This is a genomic window from Alteromonas sp. KS69, assembly GCF_003989595.1.
Lineage (GTDB): Bacteria > Pseudomonadota > Gammaproteobacteria > Enterobacterales > Alteromonadaceae > Alteromonas > Alteromonas naphthalenivorans.
Window position 1 is genome coordinate 159,569 of sequence record NZ_PYHU01000010.1, and the last position, 20,711, is coordinate 180,279.

The following is a 20,711-nucleotide window of genomic DNA, read 5'->3' on the forward strand; positions in this document are numbered from 1 at the left end:
GGAAATTGAATGGCCGTAGCCGCGAATAAACGTTCTATTATGACGTTGTTCTCTGACACAATTGATATTTACAGCCATCAGGTGCGTATTGTGTTGGCAGAAAAAGGTGTGGGTGTTGAAATAAGCTACACAGATCCTAGCAATCTGTCAGAGGATCTGTTGGAGTTAAACCCTTACGGAACCGTTCCAACTCTTGTTGATCGTGAACTGGTGCTTTATAAATCGCATATCATCATGGAATACCTTGATGAGCGTTTCCCGCATCCACCACTTATGCCAGTTTATCCGGTATCTCGTGGCCAAAGTCGTCTTATGATGCATCGCATCGAACAAGACTGGTATTCGTTAGCAGCTCGTATCTTCCGTGGCGAAGGTAATGTTGAAGCTGCGCGTAACGACTTACGTGAAGCGCTACTTGCATTAGCACCTGTGTTTGGTGAATTGCCTTACTTCATGAGCGAAGAATTCAGCTTAGTTGATTGTTATCTTGCTCCGTTATTATGGCGCTTACCTGCTTTAGGTATTGAGCTTAATGGCGCAGGTAGTAAAGAAATTAATGCCTACATGAACCGTATCTTCTCTCGCAGTTCATTTAAAGCATCGCTAACCGATCAAGAGCGCGAGATCCATAACCCACTATGACATCTATGACGTCTAATCAGCCCTACCTTTTGAGGGCCTTTTACGAATGGATAGTGGACAACGATCTCACCCCATACATTGTTGTTGATGCAACGAATGAAATGGTGGAAGTGCCTTTAGAGTTTGTTAAGGACGGGCAAATCGTTTTAAACGTGTCGCCTAGTGCGTGTGTTAACTTTTCGTTGGACTTAACCGGGCTTTCTTTTCAAGCTCGTTTTGGTGGCCAACCAAGAAGATTAAGCATGCCTAGCGAAGCTATTATGGCGATTTATGCGCGTGAAAATGGCGCCGGTACTGTATTTGCAACCGAAGAGGAGATGGCCAAAACAAGTAAGCCATCTGAACCTCAAGCCACTGGGCCAGCATCTATTGAAGACGTAGACGCGTCGGATAATACAGATGCACCCGTTCCCCCTAAAAAGGGAAAACCCACCTTAAAAGTGATTAAATAAGCATTCTGACTTCCTGCTGCCTTAGCAGGAAGTCAGCTTATTTCCCCCCCGTTGTTCTAGTGTTTCCCTTGCACTTCCCTTTAGCTTTGCGTTCTAATAGATATTGTTTAATAAACTAATAAAAGAATAATAACTACTATGAAAATTTTAAAGGTTCTATTGGGTTTAATTATTGTCTTCGTCCTATGTGCAACGGCTTTCGCGTGGTATCAATCTAGCATCGCCGAAAAAGAGCGCCAGGCCGAATTAGCGCTGGAAAACAAAATACTTAATCGCGAGTTTAGGCCAATAATCGAAAATTATATTGGTGCATATAATCGATGTGATATCGACGAAGCGTCAACGTACATTAGTCAAGAGCAATTATCTTTTGATGCCGATGTAACGCGGCTTTTCGAAATGCGGCTAGGTGCGCTAGAGAGGTTCTGTAAAAAGCTTAGTGTTACTATTAAAACGATAAGAACGCTGAGAATGCACAATGACGACGCTGCTTCAATAAGAATAGCACTTAATCTTACTGTCAATGAGTCAGGTGAAATGGTAGATCCAGGAACGGATTACAATAAATGGAGTTTTAAAAAGGAAGAGGGTACTTGGAAAATTAGGAGTGACTCTTTCGAAAAACTCTTGACTAAATATCACTCTGTTTTGGAACAACCAAGTCACAATAATTAAACGGGTATTTTGATATATAGGGCGGGATAATAGGCGTTTTTTCGCCCCCTAATATCGGTGAAGTAGCTTGGGCGGTACTATGTTTAAGCAAAAATTAAAGCAACTAATTGAAAGTAAGCTTACGGAAGATGGCCTGTTTGAGACCGGCGTTAAAGGGGTACGACTGTTTCGAGTTACAGAAGGGGTAAGGTGTTCACCAGCCATCTATGAGCCTGCTGTTATTGCTATAGTCAGTGGCACAAAAGAAGCCATTGTTGATGGAAAGTCTTATGTTTATGACGCCGAACAGTATATGTGCTGTTGTATGTCTATGCCTGTAGAAGCAGGAACCCCTAACGCATCTAAAGAGAACCCCTTGCTAGGGGTGTCTATTGCGCTAGAGCCCCCGATGATGACGGAGGTTACAATGGAATATGAGCGCGCGACGGGGGTAACACGTCAGCCTCGCAGTAGTGCCCTTCCTCCAAGTATCGTACTTTCTTCGTGGGATGAGTGTTTTTCCGAGGCGCTATATAGAATATTACAGTTAACCCAGAGTGCTGCGGATACCGCGATCCTAGGTGAAAGTCGTTTACGGGAAGTGTACTACGCTATTTTAAAGGGCAATGCTGGAGCGTCGGCAAGTAGAGCGTTTGGTGTAGATAATGAGATTGCCCGCGCCATTCACTATTTATCAAGCCGTTTAGACAAGCCAATCACAATAGATGAAGTGGCGTCTCATGTGAACATGAGCCGTGCGGTATTCCATCGAAAGTTCAAGCAAGCCACAAGTTTGTCGCCCATTCAGTTCGTAAAGTCTATGCGCCTGAACACGGCTGCAATGAAAATTGTAGGTGGGATGACCGTAAATGAAGCTGCAATGGATGTAGGATATGTAAGTACATCGCAATTTAGCCGCGAGTTTAAACGGTTGTATGGACAGTCACCTAAGCAATGGAGCCACGATAGGCAGGTACCTGCAGGATTGCTGTAATATTAAACTAAAGGTGTAAGCCGATTGTATTGCATTGTCGCAAATATACTGGGAAGGTAAAAAAGTGCATTACACCTTGTAAAGTCAAACGCAAAATATACGACTAACCACAACCTTGTAAGAGAAAATTCGTTCTTCAAGCACAAAAACTATTTGTCATAAAATAAAAATAATAGGCAGTGCAGTATTGGAACAGTTACTTTCAAATAACCGACAAAAATTACAAGCGGCAATTCCACTTATCAATAATTACAACGATAGGTTTGATGATTTGAACCATTGGTGGGGGAAAATATCGCTGATAGGTAAAATCAACAGCCATAATGTATCTGATAGCATTTTGGAAGAAATGCTTAGCACCAAAGAGAAATTTTCTGAGTTACAAGGTCGGCTCATTCAAAACCTGATGAAAGAGCATTTATTGAAGCGTTTGGCTGACGATCATAATAAATCTCAAGTCGCTATCGATATTCTGATTAGAAATTTGTTTGAGCGTACTGCCGATGTAGGCTTTTTGGCTACTGATGATGATATCCGAGCTTTCTTGCTTCACACCGATAGGCAAGTCGAAGACATTGAAAATATTCGCCACCGTTTAGCGGAATACGTAAAAAAATATAGCGTATATGATGAGATTGTTCTTCTCGATACCCAGGGGCGGGTTAAGGCTAATTTGGATATTGATAGCTCAATTGAATTTAGCGAAGATCCGCTAATTTCAAAAACCTTGGCGTCTACAGATGACTATACAGAAACTTTTCGTTATTCAGATCTTCAGCCTCACAAGCGCAATTCATTAATTTATTCGTGTGTCATTAAGGAAAGTAACGAAAAAGATGCCAAAGCACTAGGTGTTCTTTGTCTATGCTTCAAATTTGACGATGAAATGCAGTCAATTTTTAGCAACTTACAATCTGAACGTGCCGCCAGTAGTATTATGATTTTGTCTGAAAGCAGAGAAGTCATGGCAACTAGCCATTCACAAAAGTTTAAAGTGGGTGAAAAAATACCTAACAGTGGGTCTCCTGATTTAATCACCATAAAAAATAAAAGCTATATATCTACAACGTCGGAAACTAAGGGATACCAAGGTTTTAAAGGTTTATCTTGGCAGGGTGTAGCTATGACGCCACTCAACGATGCTTTTAAGCATTCAAAAGAAACTGGAAAACCTCAAACAGACTCTTGTCAGTTACTCAATTCTCAACTCTTTTCTGATGATTTAAAGCAAATATTCAAAACGTCGATGTTAATCAATGACGATCTGAGTTTAGTGGTATTGAATGGCATTATTGCAGCAGCGCGTAATAATGCTGTTGAATTCATGCCTGTACTTTCTGAGATCAAATCGACCGGTGAGAGTATCGCGTTAATCTTTTCTGACTCTATCGATAACCTACAATCTACAGTGATAAGCGCACGGCTTGGTGACGTAAGGTTTTGCGCAAGCTTAGCAGTAGATATTATGGACAGAAATCTGTACGAGAGAGCGAACGATTGTCGCTGGTGGGCGCTTACCACTGTGTTTCGACAGTACTTGCAACTTCCCACCGTAGGGCCTGATGCTCAGCAAGAAATTTCAAATATTCTTGGTTACATTAATGACCTATACACGGTTTACACCAATTTATACGTTTATGACAAAAATGGCATTATTGTCGCGGTATCTAACAAAGACCATGCGTCAGTCATTGGAGACAAAGTCGATACACAGAGCGGCGCTATAGATGCGTTGAGTTGTACAGATTCACAAAAATATTCCGTGTCGAAATTTGTTCCTAGCGCGCAGTACGATAATAAGCACACCTACATCTACAACGCATCAATCACCAGTTTAGAACAAAACAACGTAGTTGGCGGTATAGGAATTGTGTTTGACAGTGGGCCACAATTCACTGAAATGTTAAACGACTCGCTACCTAAAGATGAAAGTGGGCATACTGTAACCGGGTGTTTTGGCATGTTTTGCCAGCGTGATGGGATGATTATTTCTGCTACCGAAGGTAGCCCTCAGCAGGTGGGGGACGTTATCGAGATAGACGACACACTTTTAGGTTTAAAAAGCGGCGAGAAAGACTCTCGAATTACAAATTATCAAGGTAAGAAATACGCAATTGGTATTGCCGCGTCTAAAGGGTATAGAGAGTACAAAACAACCGGTGATTATCAAAACGATGTGGTGGCGTTCATCATGATGCCAAGCTAAATAGCATTAGAACAACGCCTACACGATTGTCGCGGCATTACATTAAAAACAGGGTCGCAGTGCCTAAGAACGCAAATATACCCACCACATCAGTGATGGTGGTCAGAATTACGCTTCCTGCTAGTGCAGGGTCTATTTTCAAACGCTTCATGATGAGCGGCAAAGTAGCGCCTGCCATTGCTGCGGCTATCATGTTAACCAGCATGGCAAAGGCAATAATAATCCCTAACATGTAGTCTTGTTTCCAAAGCGCTATTACCGAAGCAATTAAGATTGCCCAAATAGCACCGTTTAAGAAGCCAATAGATATCTCTTTGCTTATTAACCAGCGGGAGTTGTTGGCATTAACGTGCCCAAGCGCCATACCGCGAATAACAAGGGTAAGGGTTTGGTTTCCGGCAACACCGCCCATGCTTGGTACTATGGTGTTCAATATGGCAAGTACGGCCAATTGGCTTAGCGTTGCTTCAAACAAGTCGCTTACCATGGCTGCCATTAGCGCGGTAACCAGGTTTACAGCCAACCAAACGGAGCGTCGTTTGGTACTTTGAAGCACAGGGGCGAAAGTATCTTCGTCATCATCTAAACCCGCCATACTCATCATGGAGTGCTCAGCGTCCTCACGAATAATATCTACCACGTCATCAATGGTAATTCGGCCGACTAAGCGGTGTTTCTCATCAACCACGGGGGCCGATAGCCAGTTATAGCGCTCGAATAAGCTCGCCACTTCATCATCTGGCATATGCACAGGAATCGCTTCAGACTCTTCATCCATCACATCAGACACTTTGGCTTCAGTCTCAGCGGTGAGTAATCGCGTTACCGGTACAATACCCACCAAATTATCGGTGCGGTTAACCACATAAAAGGTATCGGTATTTTCAGGTAATTCACCTTTGAGGCGAATATAACGAAGGACCACATCAATGGTGACATCAGGGCGAAGTGTAATGGTGTCGGTATTCATAATGAAACCGGCAGTTTCTTCGCCGTAAGACAATGCCTGTTCAGCACGTACCCTGTCTTGTGCATCCATAGAGTCTAGAATGTCCTGTAATACAGGCTCAGGCAGACTACTAAGGGTAACCGCTAAGTCATCGGTATCCATCTCTTCTAACGCGTCTACCACGTTAGCAGGCAGCATTTTGGTGATGATACCGTTACGTACGTCGTCAGAGAGTTCTTCTAAAATATCACCATGGAAATCACCATCGATAAGCTCCCACAACTCGTCACGAGTACGACTGGGGCTAGATTCTAGAATGTGTGCAACATCAGATGGGGGTAATTCAAGCAGAAGCTTACGTACAGAAACAAATTGGCCATTATTCAACGCGCCATTTAGTGCCCTTAGTTGGCTTTGTACGTATTTTGAGACCAGCGCTTCTGCCACTGCTTTCGCCTAAAAAATGGAATTTCAATAATGGTAGGATATCGCACTTGCCATGACGCTGTCATGACAAAAGCGCAGTAGGTACAGACAATTACGAGCCGTATGGTGAAATTATAGACGGCTTTTAGCAGAATTTCTCAGTCGTATTGGAAGCTGCATTATTCGTCTTCGTTGAAACGGCCTTCAATTAACGTTTCAATGGCGTTTAATGCCGCTTCGGCATCATTACCTTCAACCACAACGTTTACCTGTTCACCTTGGTGGCTTTCCAGCATCATTAAGCCCAGCACACTGTTAGCATCGGCTTTCTTATCGCCTTTCACCAACACGATTTTTGCGTCAAATTGATTGGCTAATTGAACCAACTGTGTGGCAGCGCGGGCGTGTAAGCCCAATTTATTGACTATGGTAAGTGTTTTTTCGATTGTCATTACTGATTTAACTCGCGGTGGCGAATTTGTACATCGGGATGCATTTCGCCAAAGGTTTTCGCTAACGATTGAGCAATAAATACTGAGCGGTGCTGACCGCCGGTACAACCAATCGCAATGGTGACATAACTACGGTTATTGCGTTCTAAGTGTGGCAGCCATGTAGTGATTAGGTTCTGAATTTGCCAAATAAATTTGGTTACAACAGGCTGGGAACCTAAAAATACTTCTACGGGGGCATCTAAGCCAGTTAAGTGTTTTAAATCGGGTTCCCAATGCGGGTTGGGGAGAAAGCGGGCGTCAAATACATAGTCGGCGTCTTTGGGGATACCGTGCTTAAAGCCAAACGATTCAAACACCAATACTAGGCGAGAGCTTTTCTTGCCTAGAATTCGCTCGCGAATAAGCTCTGCGAGTTGATGAATAGTGAGTTTATCCGTATCAATATACAAATCGGCGCGCTCAACAATAGGCGCAAGTAAGTCTGATTCGGCTTTTATCGATTCAGATAAAGATTTGTTGAGCTTAGCTAGCGGATGTAATCGGCGGGTTTCGCTGAAACGCTTCACCAGTACATCGTCACTCGCGTCGATGTACACAATGGTCATAGACCACGATGAGGGTAGGTAATCTAAGATCTCTACCAAGTCCGCTGGATTTTTGGGTAGGTTTCTTACATCGATACTTACCGCAACTTGGTCATATTCATCAACCACGGTATGGGTCAGAGTAGGGAGAAGGTTAACCGGAATATTATCTACGCAATAGTAACCTAAATCTTCAAGGGCACGTAGCGCAACTGATTTTCCTGAACCGGATCGACCACTGATAATAATCAGTTTCACCTGCATTTCTCCCTTTTAAAATATGGTGCAGTGCTTTTTTAGCTTAAAGCCGTAATGATGTCATCACTGGTGGAGGCCCGCCTAATGGCTTTCACCGTTTCTTTATCACTTAGCTTACCCGCCACGGTAGCGAGTGTTTGTAAGTGACCTTCTGTTTTCTCTTCTGGCACTAATAGGGCAAAGAATATATCTACGGGCTGATCGTCAAGCGCATCAAAATCGATGGCAGGGTTGCTGGTTACAATAATGGCGATAACGTGTTCTAAGCCCGGTAATCGACCGTGGGGCAGAGCAATACCATTGCCAATACCCGTACTCCCCATTCGTTCACGGGTTAGTAGACTATTTAATACACTAGCCTGATCGATGTCGGGATTATTTTTAGCAGCAATGTCGCTAATAATCTCTAGAATACGTTTTTTACTGTTACATTGAACCGCACACTCGGTGCGGTCCAAACTTACTATGGCTTGAATTTCCATACTAATATTTAGTGCTTTTTCAGCTTTTCCTTATGCTTGATAACTTGCCTGTCGAGTTTGTCGATCATGCTGTCTATCGCCGCATACATGTCTGTATTATGAGATGAAGCAAACACTTCTGCGCCGCTAAGGTGCATGGTGGCTTCGGCTTTTTGATTGAGTTTTTCGACGTTCAGGATGACATGCACATTAGATATGTGATCAAAGTGACGCTCTAGTTTGCTGAACTTAGTATCGACATAGCTACGCAAAGAATCAGTAATTTCGACATGATGACCGGTAAGGTTGATTTGCATATTTCGTCTTCCTTAAATTATCAAGGCCTTTAAATAAGGCTTTTGCGTTGGTTTGACGGCGGAATCGATAACGATTCCCGGTATTTTGCTATTGTTCGCCGGGCTACTTTAATGCCTTGTTCGGCCAACAATTGAGCAATCTTGCTATCGCTTAATGGCTTGCTGGGCGTTTCCGCTGCCACAAGCTTTTTAATTAGTGCGCGAATAGCGGTAGATGAACACTCACCACCAGATTCCGTTGCTACATGGCTAGAGAAGAAATATTTCAACTCGAAAATGCCACGAGGGGTATGCATATACTTTTGCGTGGTGACTCGTGAAATGGTGGATTCATGCATATCTACCATTTCTGCGACATCATTTAGCACCATTGGTTTCATCATTTCTGGGCCGTGCTCGAAAAAGCCCATTTGTTGCTGCACAATACAGTTTGCTACTTTCATCAAGGTGTCGTTTCTTGACTCAAGGCTTTTTATAAACCACTTGGCTTCTTGCATATGCGAGCGAATAAATTGCGAATCGCTGCTGTTTTTAGAGCGTCGGCTCATGGCAGCGTATTGTTGATTTACGCTTAATTTTGGCAAGCTGTCGGGATTAAGTTCTACTACCCAACGGCCATTCTTTTTGTTTACCGAAACATCAGGAATAACGTATTCGGGTTCTTTAGTAATTAATGCACTGCCAGGACGAGGATTCAACGTTTGCAATAAGCGCATGGCTTCACGAAGTTGATCTTCTTTCAAACGACTCTTGCGCATTAACGTACGGTAATCTTTGCTGCTCAGCAGGTCTGAGTACTCATTAATAAGCTGTCTGGCTTCGGTAAGCCATGGCGTATCGTCTGAGAACTGGCGAAGCTGCACGAGCAAACATTCTTGCGGTGTACGTGAACCTGAACCAATAGGGTCGAACATTTGAATACGTTTTAGTACACATTCAACTTCGTCCATTTCTACCAACTCTTCAACATCGTCAGAGTTTACCGATTCTAAAATCTGTTCAATGGGTACGTTAAGGTAACCAGATTCATCAATTGAGTCGATAATGGCGGTAGCAATGGCGCGGTCTGTATCTGAAAACGGGGTTAAGCGCATCTGCCAAAGCAAATGGTCTTGAATATTGTCGGTGGTTTCACCCTGAAACAATTGGTCGTCATCATTATTCGATGGGCCAGGAGCGGGGGCAGAAGAGGCCGAGTAATACTCATCCCATGTGCTGTCGATTGGCAACTCGTCGGGAAGATCGTTCTTTTCAAGCGCGTCACCAGCTTCTAATGAATCGCTAGAAGCAGTAGGAGCAGCTTCTACAGAAGGGTCGTCGCCGTCCATGTTGTTTTTCTCAACAGGGTGGTCATCACCGCCTTCTTCAACTTCTAAAAGAGGGTTTGAGTCAAGTGCTTCCTGAATCTCTTGTTGCAGGTCGAGCGTAGACAACTGCAGCAGCTTGATTGCCTGCTGCAACTGCGGTGTCATGGTAAGTTGTTGACTGAACTTTAGCTGTAAAGATGGTTTCATCTACGTCTTATTTTTAAACTCTTGTTGTGAATATACCCGTGCTTAAAACTGAAAATGACAATTCGGTTACAGTAACTATAGCCTGAATTGTTCTCCTAGGTATACATCCCTTACTTTCTGATTACTTAAAACTTGTTCTGCCGTCCCTTGCGCGATGAGTTCGCCTTGGCTCACAATATACGCTTTCTCACACACATCCAGTGTTTCTCTTACGTTGTGATCGGTGATGAGGATTCCAATTCCTCTGTCACGAAGATGTTGAATGATCTTCTTTATATCATTAACCGATATAGGATCAACACCAGCAAATGGCTCATCAAGCAAAATAAATTGCGGATCGGCTGCTAATGCTCGTGCGATTTCTACTCGGCGGCGTTCACCACCGGATAAACTCATACCCGTACTATTACGTATATGGTTGATATTAAATTCATCAAGTAGCGCATCGGCTTCTTGTTCTTGTTCTGATGAACTTAACCCTTTACGGGTTTGCAAGATAGCCATGATGTTCTCAAACACCGTCAATTTTCTAAAAATAGAGGCTTCTTGCGGCAAATACCCAATACCGCGGCGAGCACGTTCGTGCATGGGCTCGTGGGTTAATTCGCTGTCATCAATACTGATTTTGCCCTTATCTAGAGGAACTAAGCCAACAATCATGTAGAAGGTAGTCGTTTTACCGGCACCATTCGGGCCGAGTAATCCAACGATTTGCCCCGTCGATACTGATAAGCTTACATCGCGAACCACTTGACGTGCTTTATACGCCTTTGCAAGGCTCTGTGCGCTCAACGTTGCCATGATTAATTGTCGTCCGCCTTATCGTCTTCGTTATTCGATGACGCTTTACGTATTGCCTCAGGGGTAAATACGGTAGTGACTCTGCCACCTTCGCCGTCTTCGCCGCCTGTTGCAAGTAATTGTTCAGTGACCATGTCGAAGGTAATCTTGTCGCCTTGTACTTTACTGGTGTCTTGCTGTAGCTCAGCATTTCCTTGTAAAGAAATAGTTCGATTTACTACTTCATAGCGAATTTCATTGGCCTTCGCTGTGACAGGAGCACCGTCTTCAAGTTTTTGCGAATAGCTGGCTGGTTTGCCGCGAGCCACGAATATCTCTCGTCCATCACCTTCGCTGGCAATCACTTCAACTTCATCGGCATTTATCACCAAAGAACCTTGAGTAATCCGCACATCATCTTTAAACAATGAGGTTTTGTTTTTACCGTCAACGAATTGCGATTTCGAGTCAACTTTAATCGGTTTGTTAAAGTCGCTTTCAGCCGCTATAGCCACAGTAGCGAATAGGCTAACAGCGAGGCTGGTCGCTAATGCTTTAGTGGCTAGGCGAATAAATGGTTTGTACATGGTCTATTAACTCGTATTCCTGGGTACGCAAATTAGCGTTAAACCCATTGCTGTTAATCACATATTGTAAGCCACGTATTTCCACGGGCTGATCAGATGTCATTTGCTTAGTGTACAGGTTTATCTCTATAAACGCTGTGCGTATTGTTCTTACAAAGTCATCGACACTTTGGTTTTCAATAACGACATTATTTTCTAGCTGTATCAATTCGTTATTATACAAAGTGCCTTCTGTCGCGGTAACTTCCCACGGTGACTGTGCATCGTCGGTATACAATGTATATCTGGGCTTTTGGAATAAAACAAAGCCCAATTGGTCGTAATGTTCCATCGACGCTGCAAATACTTTGTGATTTAGCTGTCCTTCTTGATTATATAAGGTGGTCGTTAGGTTTTTGGCTTTATATGCAGGCTTTAATGCGTCCGGCCCTTGATCAGATTGCTGAGCAGGATCTTCGTCCATCCAAATAGGAATATACAGGGCGGATGCCAATATAAATAACACCGAAATACTTAAGCCTAATCGGTCAAAACCTAATACCTTCATACGCTAGCACCTTGAATTCCGTGTAGCTTGTCGTTTGCTTGAAGCAAGGTGTCACATATTTCGCGAACGGCCCCGAAGCCGCTGGGCAACGTGGTGATCCAATTCGCTTGCTGTGCAACCACAGGGTGGGCGTCTTTTACCGCAATTCTTACATTAGCGTGAGGATACATGCCCGTATCAGGCATATCGTCACCAACTACCGCCACATGTTCGGGCTTAAGTGATAAGCGAGCCATCAGTTCAGCAAGGGCGTCAGATTTATTTTCTTCACCCTGCACAATGTGTGCGACATTCAGCGCTTTCATTCTATTTTCCACAATGGCAGAGCGCCTGCCCGTAATGACCGCCACTGCCACACCTGAATTCACAAGCGCTTTAACACCATAGCCATCGCGGGTATGAAATGCTTTTAACTCTTCGCCAGCATTACCAAGGTAAATACGGCCATCTGAAAACACACCGTCCACATCACAGACTAATAATCGAACTTGTGTTAACGAGGAATACAACGCCGTTGGCATAGCGGTATAAAGTGTATTTACGGTTGTTTGGGTGTCGCGCATTATAAAACTCCCGCTTTAAGTAGCATGTGCATATTGAATGCGCCTACAGGCTTGCGGGCTTCATCCGTTACCATAAGCGCACTTATCTTATGAGTTTCCATTACATTTAGCGCTTCTACGGCGAGTTGTTCAGGCGTTGTTGTTTTACCGCCTTTAGTCATCACCTGCGTAACCGTGGCAGTATGCAAGTCTATGCGGGCATCTAAAATACGACGTAAATCACCATCGGTGAAAATTCCAATTAAAACGCCATCGCTATCGATAACACCGGTCATACCCAGCCCCTTTTTGGATATCTCCAATAGTGCTTCGGCAACCAAGGCGTTTTCGTCTACCAAGGGTAATTCGCTACCAGTTAGCATGATGTCACTCACTTTCAGCAGTAATTTTCTGCCTAAGCTGCCACCCGGGTGAGAAAGCGCAAAGTCGTCAGAGGTAAAACCTTTACGATCAAGTAGGGCCACGGCAAGGGCGTCACCCATTACCAAGGTAGCGGTGGTACTAGAGGTAGGTGCTAAGCCTAAAGAACACGCTTCTTTTTCTACACTGATATTCAACACCACGTCTGCGTGCTGTCCTAATGAACTGGTTACGCTGTTGGTCATTGCTATAACAGGCACATTTAACCGCTTCACAATGGGCAGTAAATTGACTAGCTCTGCGGTTTCACCAGAATTAGAAATAGCGAGTAGCACATCACCTTTACTCAGCATGCCTAAGTCGCCATGGTTGGCTTCACCTGGGTGCATGAAAAACGAAGGTGTTCCGGTACTGGCAAGCGTTGCTGCTATCTTATGCCCGATATGCCCAGATTTACCCATTCCACACACGACAACTTTGCCCACACAGTTTTGTAATAAATTACATGCGGTAACAAAATCATCGTTCATACGCGATGAAAGCGCTGAAATTGCCTGCGCTTCAATCTCTATAACGCGCTTGGCTGAAGTGATGAAGCTATTTTCTTGTGACATTACGCAAAAAGCCAAAATTGATAACCAATAAAGCAAGCAATCAATAAGCCGCCATTTCTTCGGCTTATTCGTCGATTACCCATTAAGGTGAAACTAAACAAAAATAGCAATAGGGTTAACCCGAGTACAACGAACATATCGCGGTTATACACATCGGGGTCTAATGTGCCAGGCGCTATTAGGCCAGGCATGCCTAATACAGCAAGCAAGTTAAAAATATTAGAACCAATAATATTGCCTAACGCTAAATCATCTTCCCCTTTAAGCACGCCAGCAATGCTGGCAGCCAGTTCGGGTAAACTTGTGCCCAACGCAATAATGGTCAGGCCGATAACTAAATCTGACATGCCTAGGTATTGGGCTATTTCTACTGCTGAACCCACTAAGAAGTGTGCACTTAACGGTAACAGTATTAGACCAACGACAATCCAGAAAACAGCGGAAGAGGTGGGCACATCGTTAGGGATTTCATCTGTTGTCTCACTTACTAACGGGTCTTCTTTATCTACTTTCATAGATAGCCAGCCCATTAGGCCTAAAACAATCACGAAGAGGCTAATAAGGATAATACCTTCCAGATGAGTAAGCTCGCCATCGAAAAGAAAAACCACGGCAATGATGGTAATTACAAGCAGGGCGGGGAGTTCACGCTTTAACGTAGAGGACGCAACAAGAAGCGGTTTGACTAGTGCAGTAATACCAAGCACAAGGGCAATATTGGTAATATTTGAGCCTAATGCATTCCCTACGGCGGTATTCATATTACCGTTAATAGATGCCGCAGCTGACACCACAATTTCAGGTGCAGACGACCCCATTGCGACAATGGTTAAGCCTATCATCATGGGCGCCATACCAATATTCTTGGCGAACGCTGATGCACCGTAAACAAAACGGTCTGCACTCCAGCTAAGTACAATCAGTCCAACTAAAAAAATGACTACGTTTAAAAGCACAACAACCAGCATAGTTAGGAATTTCACAAGATTGTCGCAAAAACAATGCCATTTGCCTATGGGAACTATCGCTTATTTTAGGAAAGGTGGTATTAAGTGCCCCTTTGATCGTGCTTACTGATTGAAAATTATTCGAATTTTGTAAATTCGAATAAATCGAACATAACTTGTAACGTTTTGCTTTTGTGCCGCGCTTGAAAAAGCGTACAATGTCACTAAATTACACTGCTCAGTAAACTTTATCGATTTAACGTACTCAAAGGCATAGAACTTGCCTTGGCTTTAGCTGTTATGTAAAGCCGTTATGGAAAACAGTATAGCGTTAAAGGCGACTTAAGTAGCTTAAACCTTACATCTATAGGAAGTGAGTGATGTGCATCATTACTTGCTTTGCTGGTATCACTTATTATTCAAGGGTCGATAAATAAAATCGCTATGGACCATTTAGTCGAGATAGACAACCTAACCTTTCGACGCGCAGACCGTGTTATTTATGACGGTATTACGCTGAGCATTCCGAAAGGAAAAATTACGGCCGTTATGGGCCCCAGCGGTATAGGGAAGACCACCTTACTGCGCCTTATTGGCGGGCAATTAACACCAGATGAAGGTGATATACAGTTTGATGGCGACTCTGTTGTCGCTATGAGCCGTAAAGAGCTTTATCAAGCACGTCGTCGAATGAGCATGCTTTTTCAAAGCGGTGCTTTGTTCACAGACATGACCGTTTTTGACAATGTGGCGTTTCCGCTGCGTGAACACACCAAGTTATCGGAAGATCTTATCGCCACAACTGTCGCATTAAAGCTACAGGCTGTAGGCCTAAGAGGCGCAGCGCAACTCATGCCAAGCGAACTTTCTGGCGGTATGGCACGTCGTGCAGCATTAGCCAGAGCTATTGCGTTAGACCCAGACCTTATTATGTACGATGAACCTTTTGCCGGCCAAGATCCGATTTCAATGGGTGTACTGGTTAAATTAATCAGAGGGCTTAATGACGCACTAAACTTAACCAGCGTAGTGGTAACCCACGACGTGACTGAAGTGCTCACTATTGCCGATTATATTTATATTTTGGCAGACAAACGGGTAATTGGTGAAGGAACCGCGCAGCAAATTAGAGAAAGCGACTCAGAGCTGGTTCAGCAGTTCCTAAAAGGTAAAGCCGATGGCCCTGTGCCGTTTCATTACCCTGCTCCGGATATAGAAAATACCTTTTTCGGAGGGGATAAATGAAGTTCTTCCAATCGATAGGCGCTAAAACCATTGGCAAGTTAACTGCCATTGGCCGTGCTACCTACATGTTAATGGGAGCGCTACTTGCCCTTCCTAGATTAAAAAACATTCCGCTTACCATTAAACAGGTTCATGTGGTGGGCGTTCAGTCTTTGTTAATTATTATCGTGTCAGGATTGTTTATTGGCATGGTAATGGCGTTGCAGGGCTATACTATTTTAGTTGATTACGGCGCTGAAGGTAGCTTAGGCCCTATGGTGGCGTTATCGCTGCTTCGTGAGCTTGGTCCTGTAGTTACCGCATTATTGTTTGCTGGTAGAGCTGGTTCTGCACTAACTGCGGAAATTGGCTTAATGAAGGCAACTGAACAAATTAGCAGTTTAGAGATGATGGCGGTTGACCCGCTAAGACGTATTGTCGCGCCGCGCTTTTGGGCGGGCATCATTTCAATGCCAATGCTAGCGCTGATATTCAGTGCGGTCGGTATTTTAGGCGGTCACCTAGTGGGCGTTGATTGGTTGGGTGTAGATGTTGGCAGTTATTGGTCAATTATGCAGTCTACGGTGGAATGGGGCGAAGATGTGGTAAACGGCATCATTAAAAGCCTTGTTTTTGCCTTGGTTGTCACCTGGATAGCCATATTTAAAGGTTACGATTCTATTCCTACATCGGAAGGGATCAGCAAAGCTACTACAGAAACTGTAGTGTATTCTTCATTAGCAGTATTAGGGCTGGACTTCGTGCTTACCGCCCTTATGTTTGGCATTGAGTAGGGTTGAGTCATGAATAAATATAAATCTGAAGTATTGGTTGGCATGTTCGTTGTATTAACCATTGGTGCAGTTATGTTGCTGGCACTAAAAGTGGCTAATCAATCGGTAGGCGGCGATGGTGATACCTACACCCTATACGCTAAATTCGACAACATCGGTGGTTTGAAAGCACGGTCATCTGTAAAGGTCGGGGGTGTGAACGTTGGTCGAGTTTCTTCCATCACACTTGATCAAGAAGACTTCACGCCCGTAGTAGAGTTATCGATTTTGAAAAGCTACGACGGCTTTCCAGAAACCAGCTCAGTTTCAATCCTGACTTCTGGCCTGCTGGGTGAGCAATACGTTGGCTTCCAGCCAGGTTTCTCGTTTGACGGGGTAGCAAATCTTAAAGACGGCGATTATTTGCAAGATACGAAGTCGGCATTGGTATTAGAAGATTTGATAGGGCAATTCTTATTTAGTCGCGGTAGTGACGAAGAATAAGAATACGAAGGTTAATTAGAATTAATAAAGACCTGATGAAACCAAAAAGGGAATTGTCAGGTCTGTTGTAATAAGAATTTAGTTTCAGGAGATAGGCATTGAAAAAGTTAATGGTAATAATGAGTGTGTTGATGTTCTCTTTAGTGGGAATGGCGCAAGCTCAAGAAATCAACGAGCAAAACCCGTATGAATTGGTTAAAGGCGTTGCTTCTAAAACCTTCGATAGAATTAAAGCGAACCAAGAAGCGGTTAAAGCTGATCCTGAAATGTTGCGCACCATTATGGAAGAAGAGCTAGTCCCTCATATCGACTATAAATTTGCTGCTTTCATGGTATTGGGCAAGCACTTTAAATCGGTTCCACAAGAAAAAATGGGTGAATACATTACCGTATTCAGACAATATCTTATTACGTCTTACGCGGTAGCTATGGGCTACTACGACAACCAAACGGTTCAGTTTGAGCCTGAGTCATCGTTTGATGATAAAAAATCAGTAACGGTTCGCGCCGTAGTACAAGATCCTAAGCGCCCAGAAATCAAAATTGCGTTTAAAGTACGTAGAGACTCAAAAACAAATGAGTGGAAAGCATACGACATGGTAGCTGAAGGTATCAGCATGCTAAATAGTAAGCGCAGCGAGTTTGAATCTATCCTTCGTCAAGACGGTATTGATGCAGTGATTGCGCTAATGAGAGATAAGATTGGTAAGCCTGTTGAGCTAAACCAAGATGAGCCTATCGATTTTGACGGAGAGAGTGCGTGAGCCTTTTTCAGGTTAACGATAACGCCCAAGTCAGCGTGCACGGTCATTTAGATCGTGACACTCTGTCTAAAAATTTTTTTGAAAGTTTAACCTCATCGCAAAGCGCTATATTGGCTAAAGCCGGCACGTGTTGTATAGATTTGGGCGATGTTGAGCGAGTAGACAGTGCTGGATTAGCTTGGATATTAAACGCAATTAGGGATGGAAAGCGTGAGGGGATTAATGTTAGCTTGCGTGAACTCCCAGAAAAATTACGTAAACTGGCTAAAATAAGCGACGTTGATGGCTTTTTACCAGTAGAATGATCCTAATTAGCTAGGTAAAGAACAAGCAGGTAAAGAAGTAAGTTATGGAATTGTCCGAAATTGAAAAAATTCTCACCGACGCCCTAGAGCTTCATGAAGTTCATGTAAAAGGCGAAGGTTCTCATTTCAACATTATCGCGGTAGGCGATATTTTTAATGAAATGAGCCGCGTTAAACGCCAGCAGGCTGTTTATGCACCTTTATCAGATAAGATTGCAGATGGGTCTATGCATGCCATTACCATCAAAACCTTTTCAGTAAAAGACTGGGAGCGTGAGCGCCAGTTTCACATTCCTCAGTAAGCAGGTCTTTTTTCGTGGATAAACTTGTTATAAAGAAAGGCCCTGCACTACAGGGAACCGTGCGTATTTCCGGTGCTAAGAATGCTGCGTTACCACTACTAATGACCAGTTTGCTTAGCGACCAGCCATGTCGTTATACCAACGTGCCTCGACTGCGTGATATTAATACCACAGTAGCACTACTACGAGAGCTAGGCGTTGAAGTAGCACAACCTGCTGCGAATGACGTGGTGTTAGACTCAAGTACGCTGCAAAGCATTACAGCTTCATATGAATTAGTGCGTACCATGCGTGCCTCTATTTTGGTGTTAGGCCCTTTGCTTGCAAAGCAAGGTAAAGCAAACGTATCACTTCCTGGCGGCTGCGCGATAGGTGCACGCCCTGTTAATCTTCATTTGACTGGCCTTGAAAAGATGGGCGCTAAAATTGAAGTAGACGAAGGGTATATTCGCGCTGAAGTCGATGGCCGTTTAAAAGGTGCTCGCATCTTCATGGACATGGTGAGCGTTGGTGCTACTGAAAACCTAATGATGGCAGCGGCGCTGGCAGATGGCACAACCGTGCTAGAAAATGCCGCACGTGAGCCTGAGATTGTCGATTTAGCTAACTGTCTTATTCAGATGGGCGCGGTTATTTCTGGCGCAGGTACTGATAAAATTACGATTGAAGGGGTAGAAACCCTAAATGGTTGTGATTATCGTGTACTGCCAGATCGTATTGAAACTGGTACTTTCTTAGTTGCTGCTGCGGTAACTGGCGGAAAAATTCGTTGTACTCACGCTGCACCGGAAACGTTAGAAGCTGTTATCGATAAGCTTGAACAAGCCGGTGCGGTTATCACTTTAGGTGAAGACTGGATTGAGCTAGACATGCAAGGCAAGCAACCTAAAGCGGTTCGCGTTAAAACCGCACCACACCCTGCATTTCCCACCGACATGCAAGCCCAGTTCGTTACATTAAACTGCGTTGCGGAAGGCACAGGTGTTATTACCGAAACGATATTTGAAAACCGTTTTATGCACGTGCCAGAGCTACAACGCATGGGCGCTGAAATTGCCCTTGAAGGTAACTCTGCGGTATCTAAAGGGAGTTCTGCGCTTAAGGGCGCACCTGTAATGGCAACCGATTTACGTGCATCTGCAAGCTTAGTGATTGCTGGGCTTATTGCCGATGGCGAAACCCATGTAAACCGTATCTATCACTTAGATCGCGGTTATGAAGCCATTGAAGAGAAGCTAGGTGCACTTGGCGCCAACATCGAGCGTGTAAAAGAATGAAGCGCTAATTAACGGCTCATAAAAAAAGCGCCTTATGATTATTTATCATAAGGCGCTTTTTTGTGCTTGATATAAAAGCTTTTGCTTGTAAGCGTAGGCTTGCGCTACAGCGCCTTATTCTTGGGCACGCAGCTCAGCAACTAAAGCGTTAATAGTAAGCGGGTTACCACCACGGCTAATTTCAAGCTCTAAAGTAGTACCAGGCGCAGTTTCTGCAATCATGTCTAACGTTTTAGATGCACTTTCTAACCGGATGCCGTCAATGGCTAATATAATGTCACCTGGTTGCAAGCCAGCTTCATCAGCAGCGCTACCGTTAGCCACCGCTGTAACTTCAATTCCAGGGCGATTTCGGTACTCACCACCAATAAATCCTAGTTGACCACGAATAACACGGCCGTTATTGATAATTTTGTCCATCACTCGCTTAGCGAGTTCGTATGGTACCGCGAAGTTAATACCATCTACATTCCGAACACGATTACGAGAATCACGTACCTGGAAATTTGCGTTGGTAATACCCAGCAATATACCGTTGCTATCAACCAGTGCACCGCCCGAATTACCTTGGTTCAGCACGGCATCGGTTTGAATGAAATCAACGTAGTTAGATAGACCGTTGCGTCCAGCGCGGCTCACAATACCTTGAGTAATCGTTTGACCTAAATCGAAGGGGTTACCGATAGCCATTACCACATCACCTACATGAATATCTGGCTCAGAAACTTGGGGAATAATGTGTAAGTTGTCTGCAGTAACTTTCAATACTGCTAAATCGGTAAGTGGATCGTTACCAACTATTTGTGCTTCCAGAATTCTTCCGTCTTGTACCGCAACATAAATACTATCAGCATTTTCTACCACATGGTGACAGGTAAGAATGTAGCCGTTTTCGGTCATGATTACGCCTGAACCTAAACTGGCGCGCTCTCTAGGCTGATTACGAAACAACCCAGTGTCGTTCTCGATACTGACACTATAAATATTCACTACAGCAGGGGCAGAGCGGCTTAAGGGGGCAAAATAGCTCTCACGGCTAGCACTCACAGAGGGCTCAGTGAAAAGTCCTTGTGTCAGGCCGCTACCTTGACGTAAATCCGGCAGTAAAAACAACAGAAGCAAGGCTACTATTGTTCCAAGGAATATTGATTTTATGATGAAATTAACTATCGAGCTGCCAGTCACAAGCCACACTTACGTTGTTTTTAATGCCAAAGCACTTCAGCCCACAAATTTGAGCCAAAATAGATGG

Annotated in this window: 25 protein-coding genes; 12 read left to right on the top strand and 13 right to left on the bottom strand. The window is 43.9% G+C overall.

Annotated features, from left to right (window positions below; genetic code table 11):
- Positions 1–9 precede the first annotated feature (9 nt).
- The 5 genes from sspA (at position 10) to C7Y69_RS09190 (ending at position 4,948) form a co-directional block, all read left to right on the top strand.
- Positions 10–642 carry a stringent starvation protein SspA gene (gene sspA / locus C7Y69_RS09170; protein WP_013785368.1) on the top strand — a complete coding sequence of 211 codons (633 nt, stop codon included), beginning with the start codon at positions 10–12 and terminating at the stop codon, positions 640–642.
- On the top strand, positions 639–1,094 hold the full coding sequence (locus C7Y69_RS09175; RefSeq protein WP_126872494.1) for a ClpXP protease specificity-enhancing factor: 456 nt from the start codon (positions 639–641) through the stop codon (positions 1,092–1,094). The genes sspA and C7Y69_RS09175 overlap by 4 nt, the downstream gene beginning before the upstream one ends.
- Positions 1,095–1,232: 138 nt before the next feature.
- Positions 1,233–1,769: a hypothetical protein gene (locus tag C7Y69_RS09180; RefSeq protein ID WP_126872495.1), complete on the top strand. Its 537-nt coding sequence runs from the start codon at positions 1,233–1,235 to the stop codon at positions 1,767–1,769.
- 79 nt (positions 1,770–1,848) lie between these two features.
- Entirely contained in the window at positions 1,849–2,742 is an 894-nt protein-coding gene (locus C7Y69_RS09185) for an AraC family transcriptional regulator (RefSeq protein ID WP_126872496.1), read from the top strand.
- Between the two features lie 187 nt (positions 2,743–2,929).
- Positions 2,930–4,948 (top strand): cache domain-containing protein, encoded by a 2,019-nt coding sequence (locus C7Y69_RS09190; protein ID WP_126872497.1) that lies wholly within the window; start codon positions 2,930–2,932, stop codon positions 4,946–4,948.
- 37 nt (positions 4,949–4,985) lie between these two features.
- Here C7Y69_RS09190 and mgtE read toward each other — a convergent pair whose 3' ends face one another.
- The 12 genes from mgtE to C7Y69_RS09250 form a co-directional block, all read right to left on the bottom strand.
- Positions 4,986–6,344, bottom strand: coding sequence for a magnesium transporter (mgtE, locus tag C7Y69_RS09195; RefSeq protein ID WP_013785365.1), 1,359 nt, complete (start codon positions 6,342–6,344; stop codon positions 4,986–4,988).
- Positions 6,345–6,502: 158 nt separating this feature from the next.
- Entirely contained in the window at positions 6,503–6,775 is a 273-nt protein-coding gene (locus C7Y69_RS09200; RefSeq protein WP_013785364.1) for an HPr family phosphocarrier protein, read from the bottom strand.
- Positions 6,775–7,620: an RNase adapter RapZ gene (rapZ, locus tag C7Y69_RS09205; protein ID WP_041453031.1), complete on the bottom strand. Its 846-nt coding sequence runs from the start codon at positions 7,618–7,620 to the stop codon at positions 6,775–6,777. Before rapZ ends, C7Y69_RS09200 begins: the two co-directional genes overlap by 1 nt.
- A gap of 38 nt (positions 7,621–7,658) precedes the next feature.
- A complete protein-coding gene (gene ptsN / locus C7Y69_RS09210) occupies positions 7,659–8,102 on the bottom strand; it encodes a PTS IIA-like nitrogen regulatory protein PtsN (protein WP_013785362.1) in 444 nt (147 codons plus the stop codon).
- 8 nt (positions 8,103–8,110) lie between these two features.
- The gene (hpf, locus tag C7Y69_RS09215) at positions 8,111–8,398 is read right to left on the bottom strand and encodes a ribosome hibernation promoting factor (RefSeq protein WP_013785361.1); all 288 of its coding nucleotides are present in this window, start codon (positions 8,396–8,398) and stop codon (positions 8,111–8,113) included.
- Positions 8,399–8,427: 29 nt separating this feature from the next.
- The gene (locus C7Y69_RS09220) at positions 8,428–9,912 is read right to left on the bottom strand and encodes an RNA polymerase factor sigma-54 (protein ID WP_013785360.1); all 1,485 of its coding nucleotides are present in this window, start codon (positions 9,910–9,912) and stop codon (positions 8,428–8,430) included.
- 75 nt (positions 9,913–9,987) lie between these two features.
- Positions 9,988–10,713 (bottom strand): LPS export ABC transporter ATP-binding protein, encoded by a 726-nt coding sequence (lptB, locus tag C7Y69_RS09225; protein WP_013785359.1) that lies wholly within the window; start codon positions 10,711–10,713, stop codon positions 9,988–9,990.
- 2 nt (positions 10,714–10,715) lie between these two features.
- Positions 10,716–11,279: a lipopolysaccharide transport periplasmic protein LptA gene (gene lptA / locus C7Y69_RS09230; protein WP_126872498.1), complete on the bottom strand. Its 564-nt coding sequence runs from the start codon at positions 11,277–11,279 to the stop codon at positions 10,716–10,718.
- On the bottom strand, positions 11,248–11,826 hold the full coding sequence (gene lptC, locus C7Y69_RS09235) for an LPS export ABC transporter periplasmic protein LptC (RefSeq protein ID WP_013785357.1): 579 nt from the start codon (positions 11,824–11,826) through the stop codon (positions 11,248–11,250). Before lptC ends, lptA begins: the two co-directional genes overlap by 32 nt.
- Positions 11,823–12,389, bottom strand: coding sequence for a 3-deoxy-manno-octulosonate-8-phosphatase KdsC (kdsC, locus tag C7Y69_RS09240; protein ID WP_126872499.1), 567 nt, complete (start codon positions 12,387–12,389; stop codon positions 11,823–11,825). The genes lptC and kdsC overlap by 4 nt, the downstream gene beginning before the upstream one ends.
- Positions 12,389–13,363: a KpsF/GutQ family sugar-phosphate isomerase gene (locus C7Y69_RS09245; RefSeq protein ID WP_126872500.1), complete on the bottom strand. Its 975-nt coding sequence runs from the start codon at positions 13,361–13,363 to the stop codon at positions 12,389–12,391. The genes kdsC and C7Y69_RS09245 overlap by 1 nt, the downstream gene beginning before the upstream one ends.
- Entirely contained in the window at positions 13,363–14,319 is a 957-nt protein-coding gene (locus tag C7Y69_RS09250) for a calcium/sodium antiporter (protein ID WP_126872533.1), read from the bottom strand. The genes C7Y69_RS09245 and C7Y69_RS09250 overlap by 1 nt, the downstream gene beginning before the upstream one ends.
- Before the next feature lie 435 nt (positions 14,320–14,754).
- Between C7Y69_RS09250 and mlaF the strand changes: the two genes are divergently transcribed.
- The 7 genes from mlaF (at position 14,755) to murA (ending at position 19,459) form a co-directional block, all read left to right on the top strand.
- Positions 14,755–15,555 (top strand): phospholipid ABC transporter ATP-binding protein MlaF, encoded by an 801-nt coding sequence (gene mlaF, locus C7Y69_RS09255; RefSeq protein ID WP_126872501.1) that lies wholly within the window; start codon positions 14,755–14,757, stop codon positions 15,553–15,555.
- On the top strand, positions 15,552–16,328 hold the full coding sequence (gene mlaE / locus C7Y69_RS09260) for a lipid asymmetry maintenance ABC transporter permease subunit MlaE (protein WP_013785352.1): 777 nt from the start codon (positions 15,552–15,554) through the stop codon (positions 16,326–16,328). The genes mlaF and mlaE overlap by 4 nt, the downstream gene beginning before the upstream one ends.
- 9 nt (positions 16,329–16,337) lie before the next feature.
- Entirely contained in the window at positions 16,338–16,811 is a 474-nt protein-coding gene (gene mlaD, locus C7Y69_RS09265) for an outer membrane lipid asymmetry maintenance protein MlaD (protein WP_013785351.1), read from the top strand.
- 110 nt (positions 16,812–16,921) lie between these two features.
- Positions 16,922–17,575 (top strand): phospholipid-binding protein MlaC, encoded by a 654-nt coding sequence (locus tag C7Y69_RS09270; protein WP_409513426.1) that lies wholly within the window; start codon positions 16,922–16,924, stop codon positions 17,573–17,575.
- Positions 17,572–17,880, top strand: coding sequence for a lipid asymmetry maintenance protein MlaB (locus C7Y69_RS09275; protein WP_126872503.1), 309 nt, complete (start codon positions 17,572–17,574; stop codon positions 17,878–17,880). Before C7Y69_RS09270 ends, C7Y69_RS09275 begins: the two co-directional genes overlap by 4 nt.
- Before the next feature lie 44 nt (positions 17,881–17,924).
- A complete protein-coding gene (locus C7Y69_RS09280) occupies positions 17,925–18,182 on the top strand; it encodes a BolA family protein (RefSeq protein ID WP_126872504.1) in 258 nt (85 codons plus the stop codon).
- A 14-nt stretch (positions 18,183–18,196) separates the two neighbouring features.
- Entirely contained in the window at positions 18,197–19,459 is a 1,263-nt protein-coding gene (gene murA / locus C7Y69_RS09285; protein WP_013785347.1) for a UDP-N-acetylglucosamine 1-carboxyvinyltransferase, read from the top strand.
- 114 nt (positions 19,460–19,573) lie between these two features.
- On the opposite strand, the gene C7Y69_RS09290 is transcribed toward murA, so the two are convergent.
- On the bottom strand, positions 19,574–20,644 hold the full coding sequence (locus C7Y69_RS09290; protein WP_041452585.1) for a trypsin-like peptidase domain-containing protein: 1,071 nt from the start codon (positions 20,642–20,644) through the stop codon (positions 19,574–19,576).
- Positions 20,645–20,711: the final 67 nt, after the last annotated feature.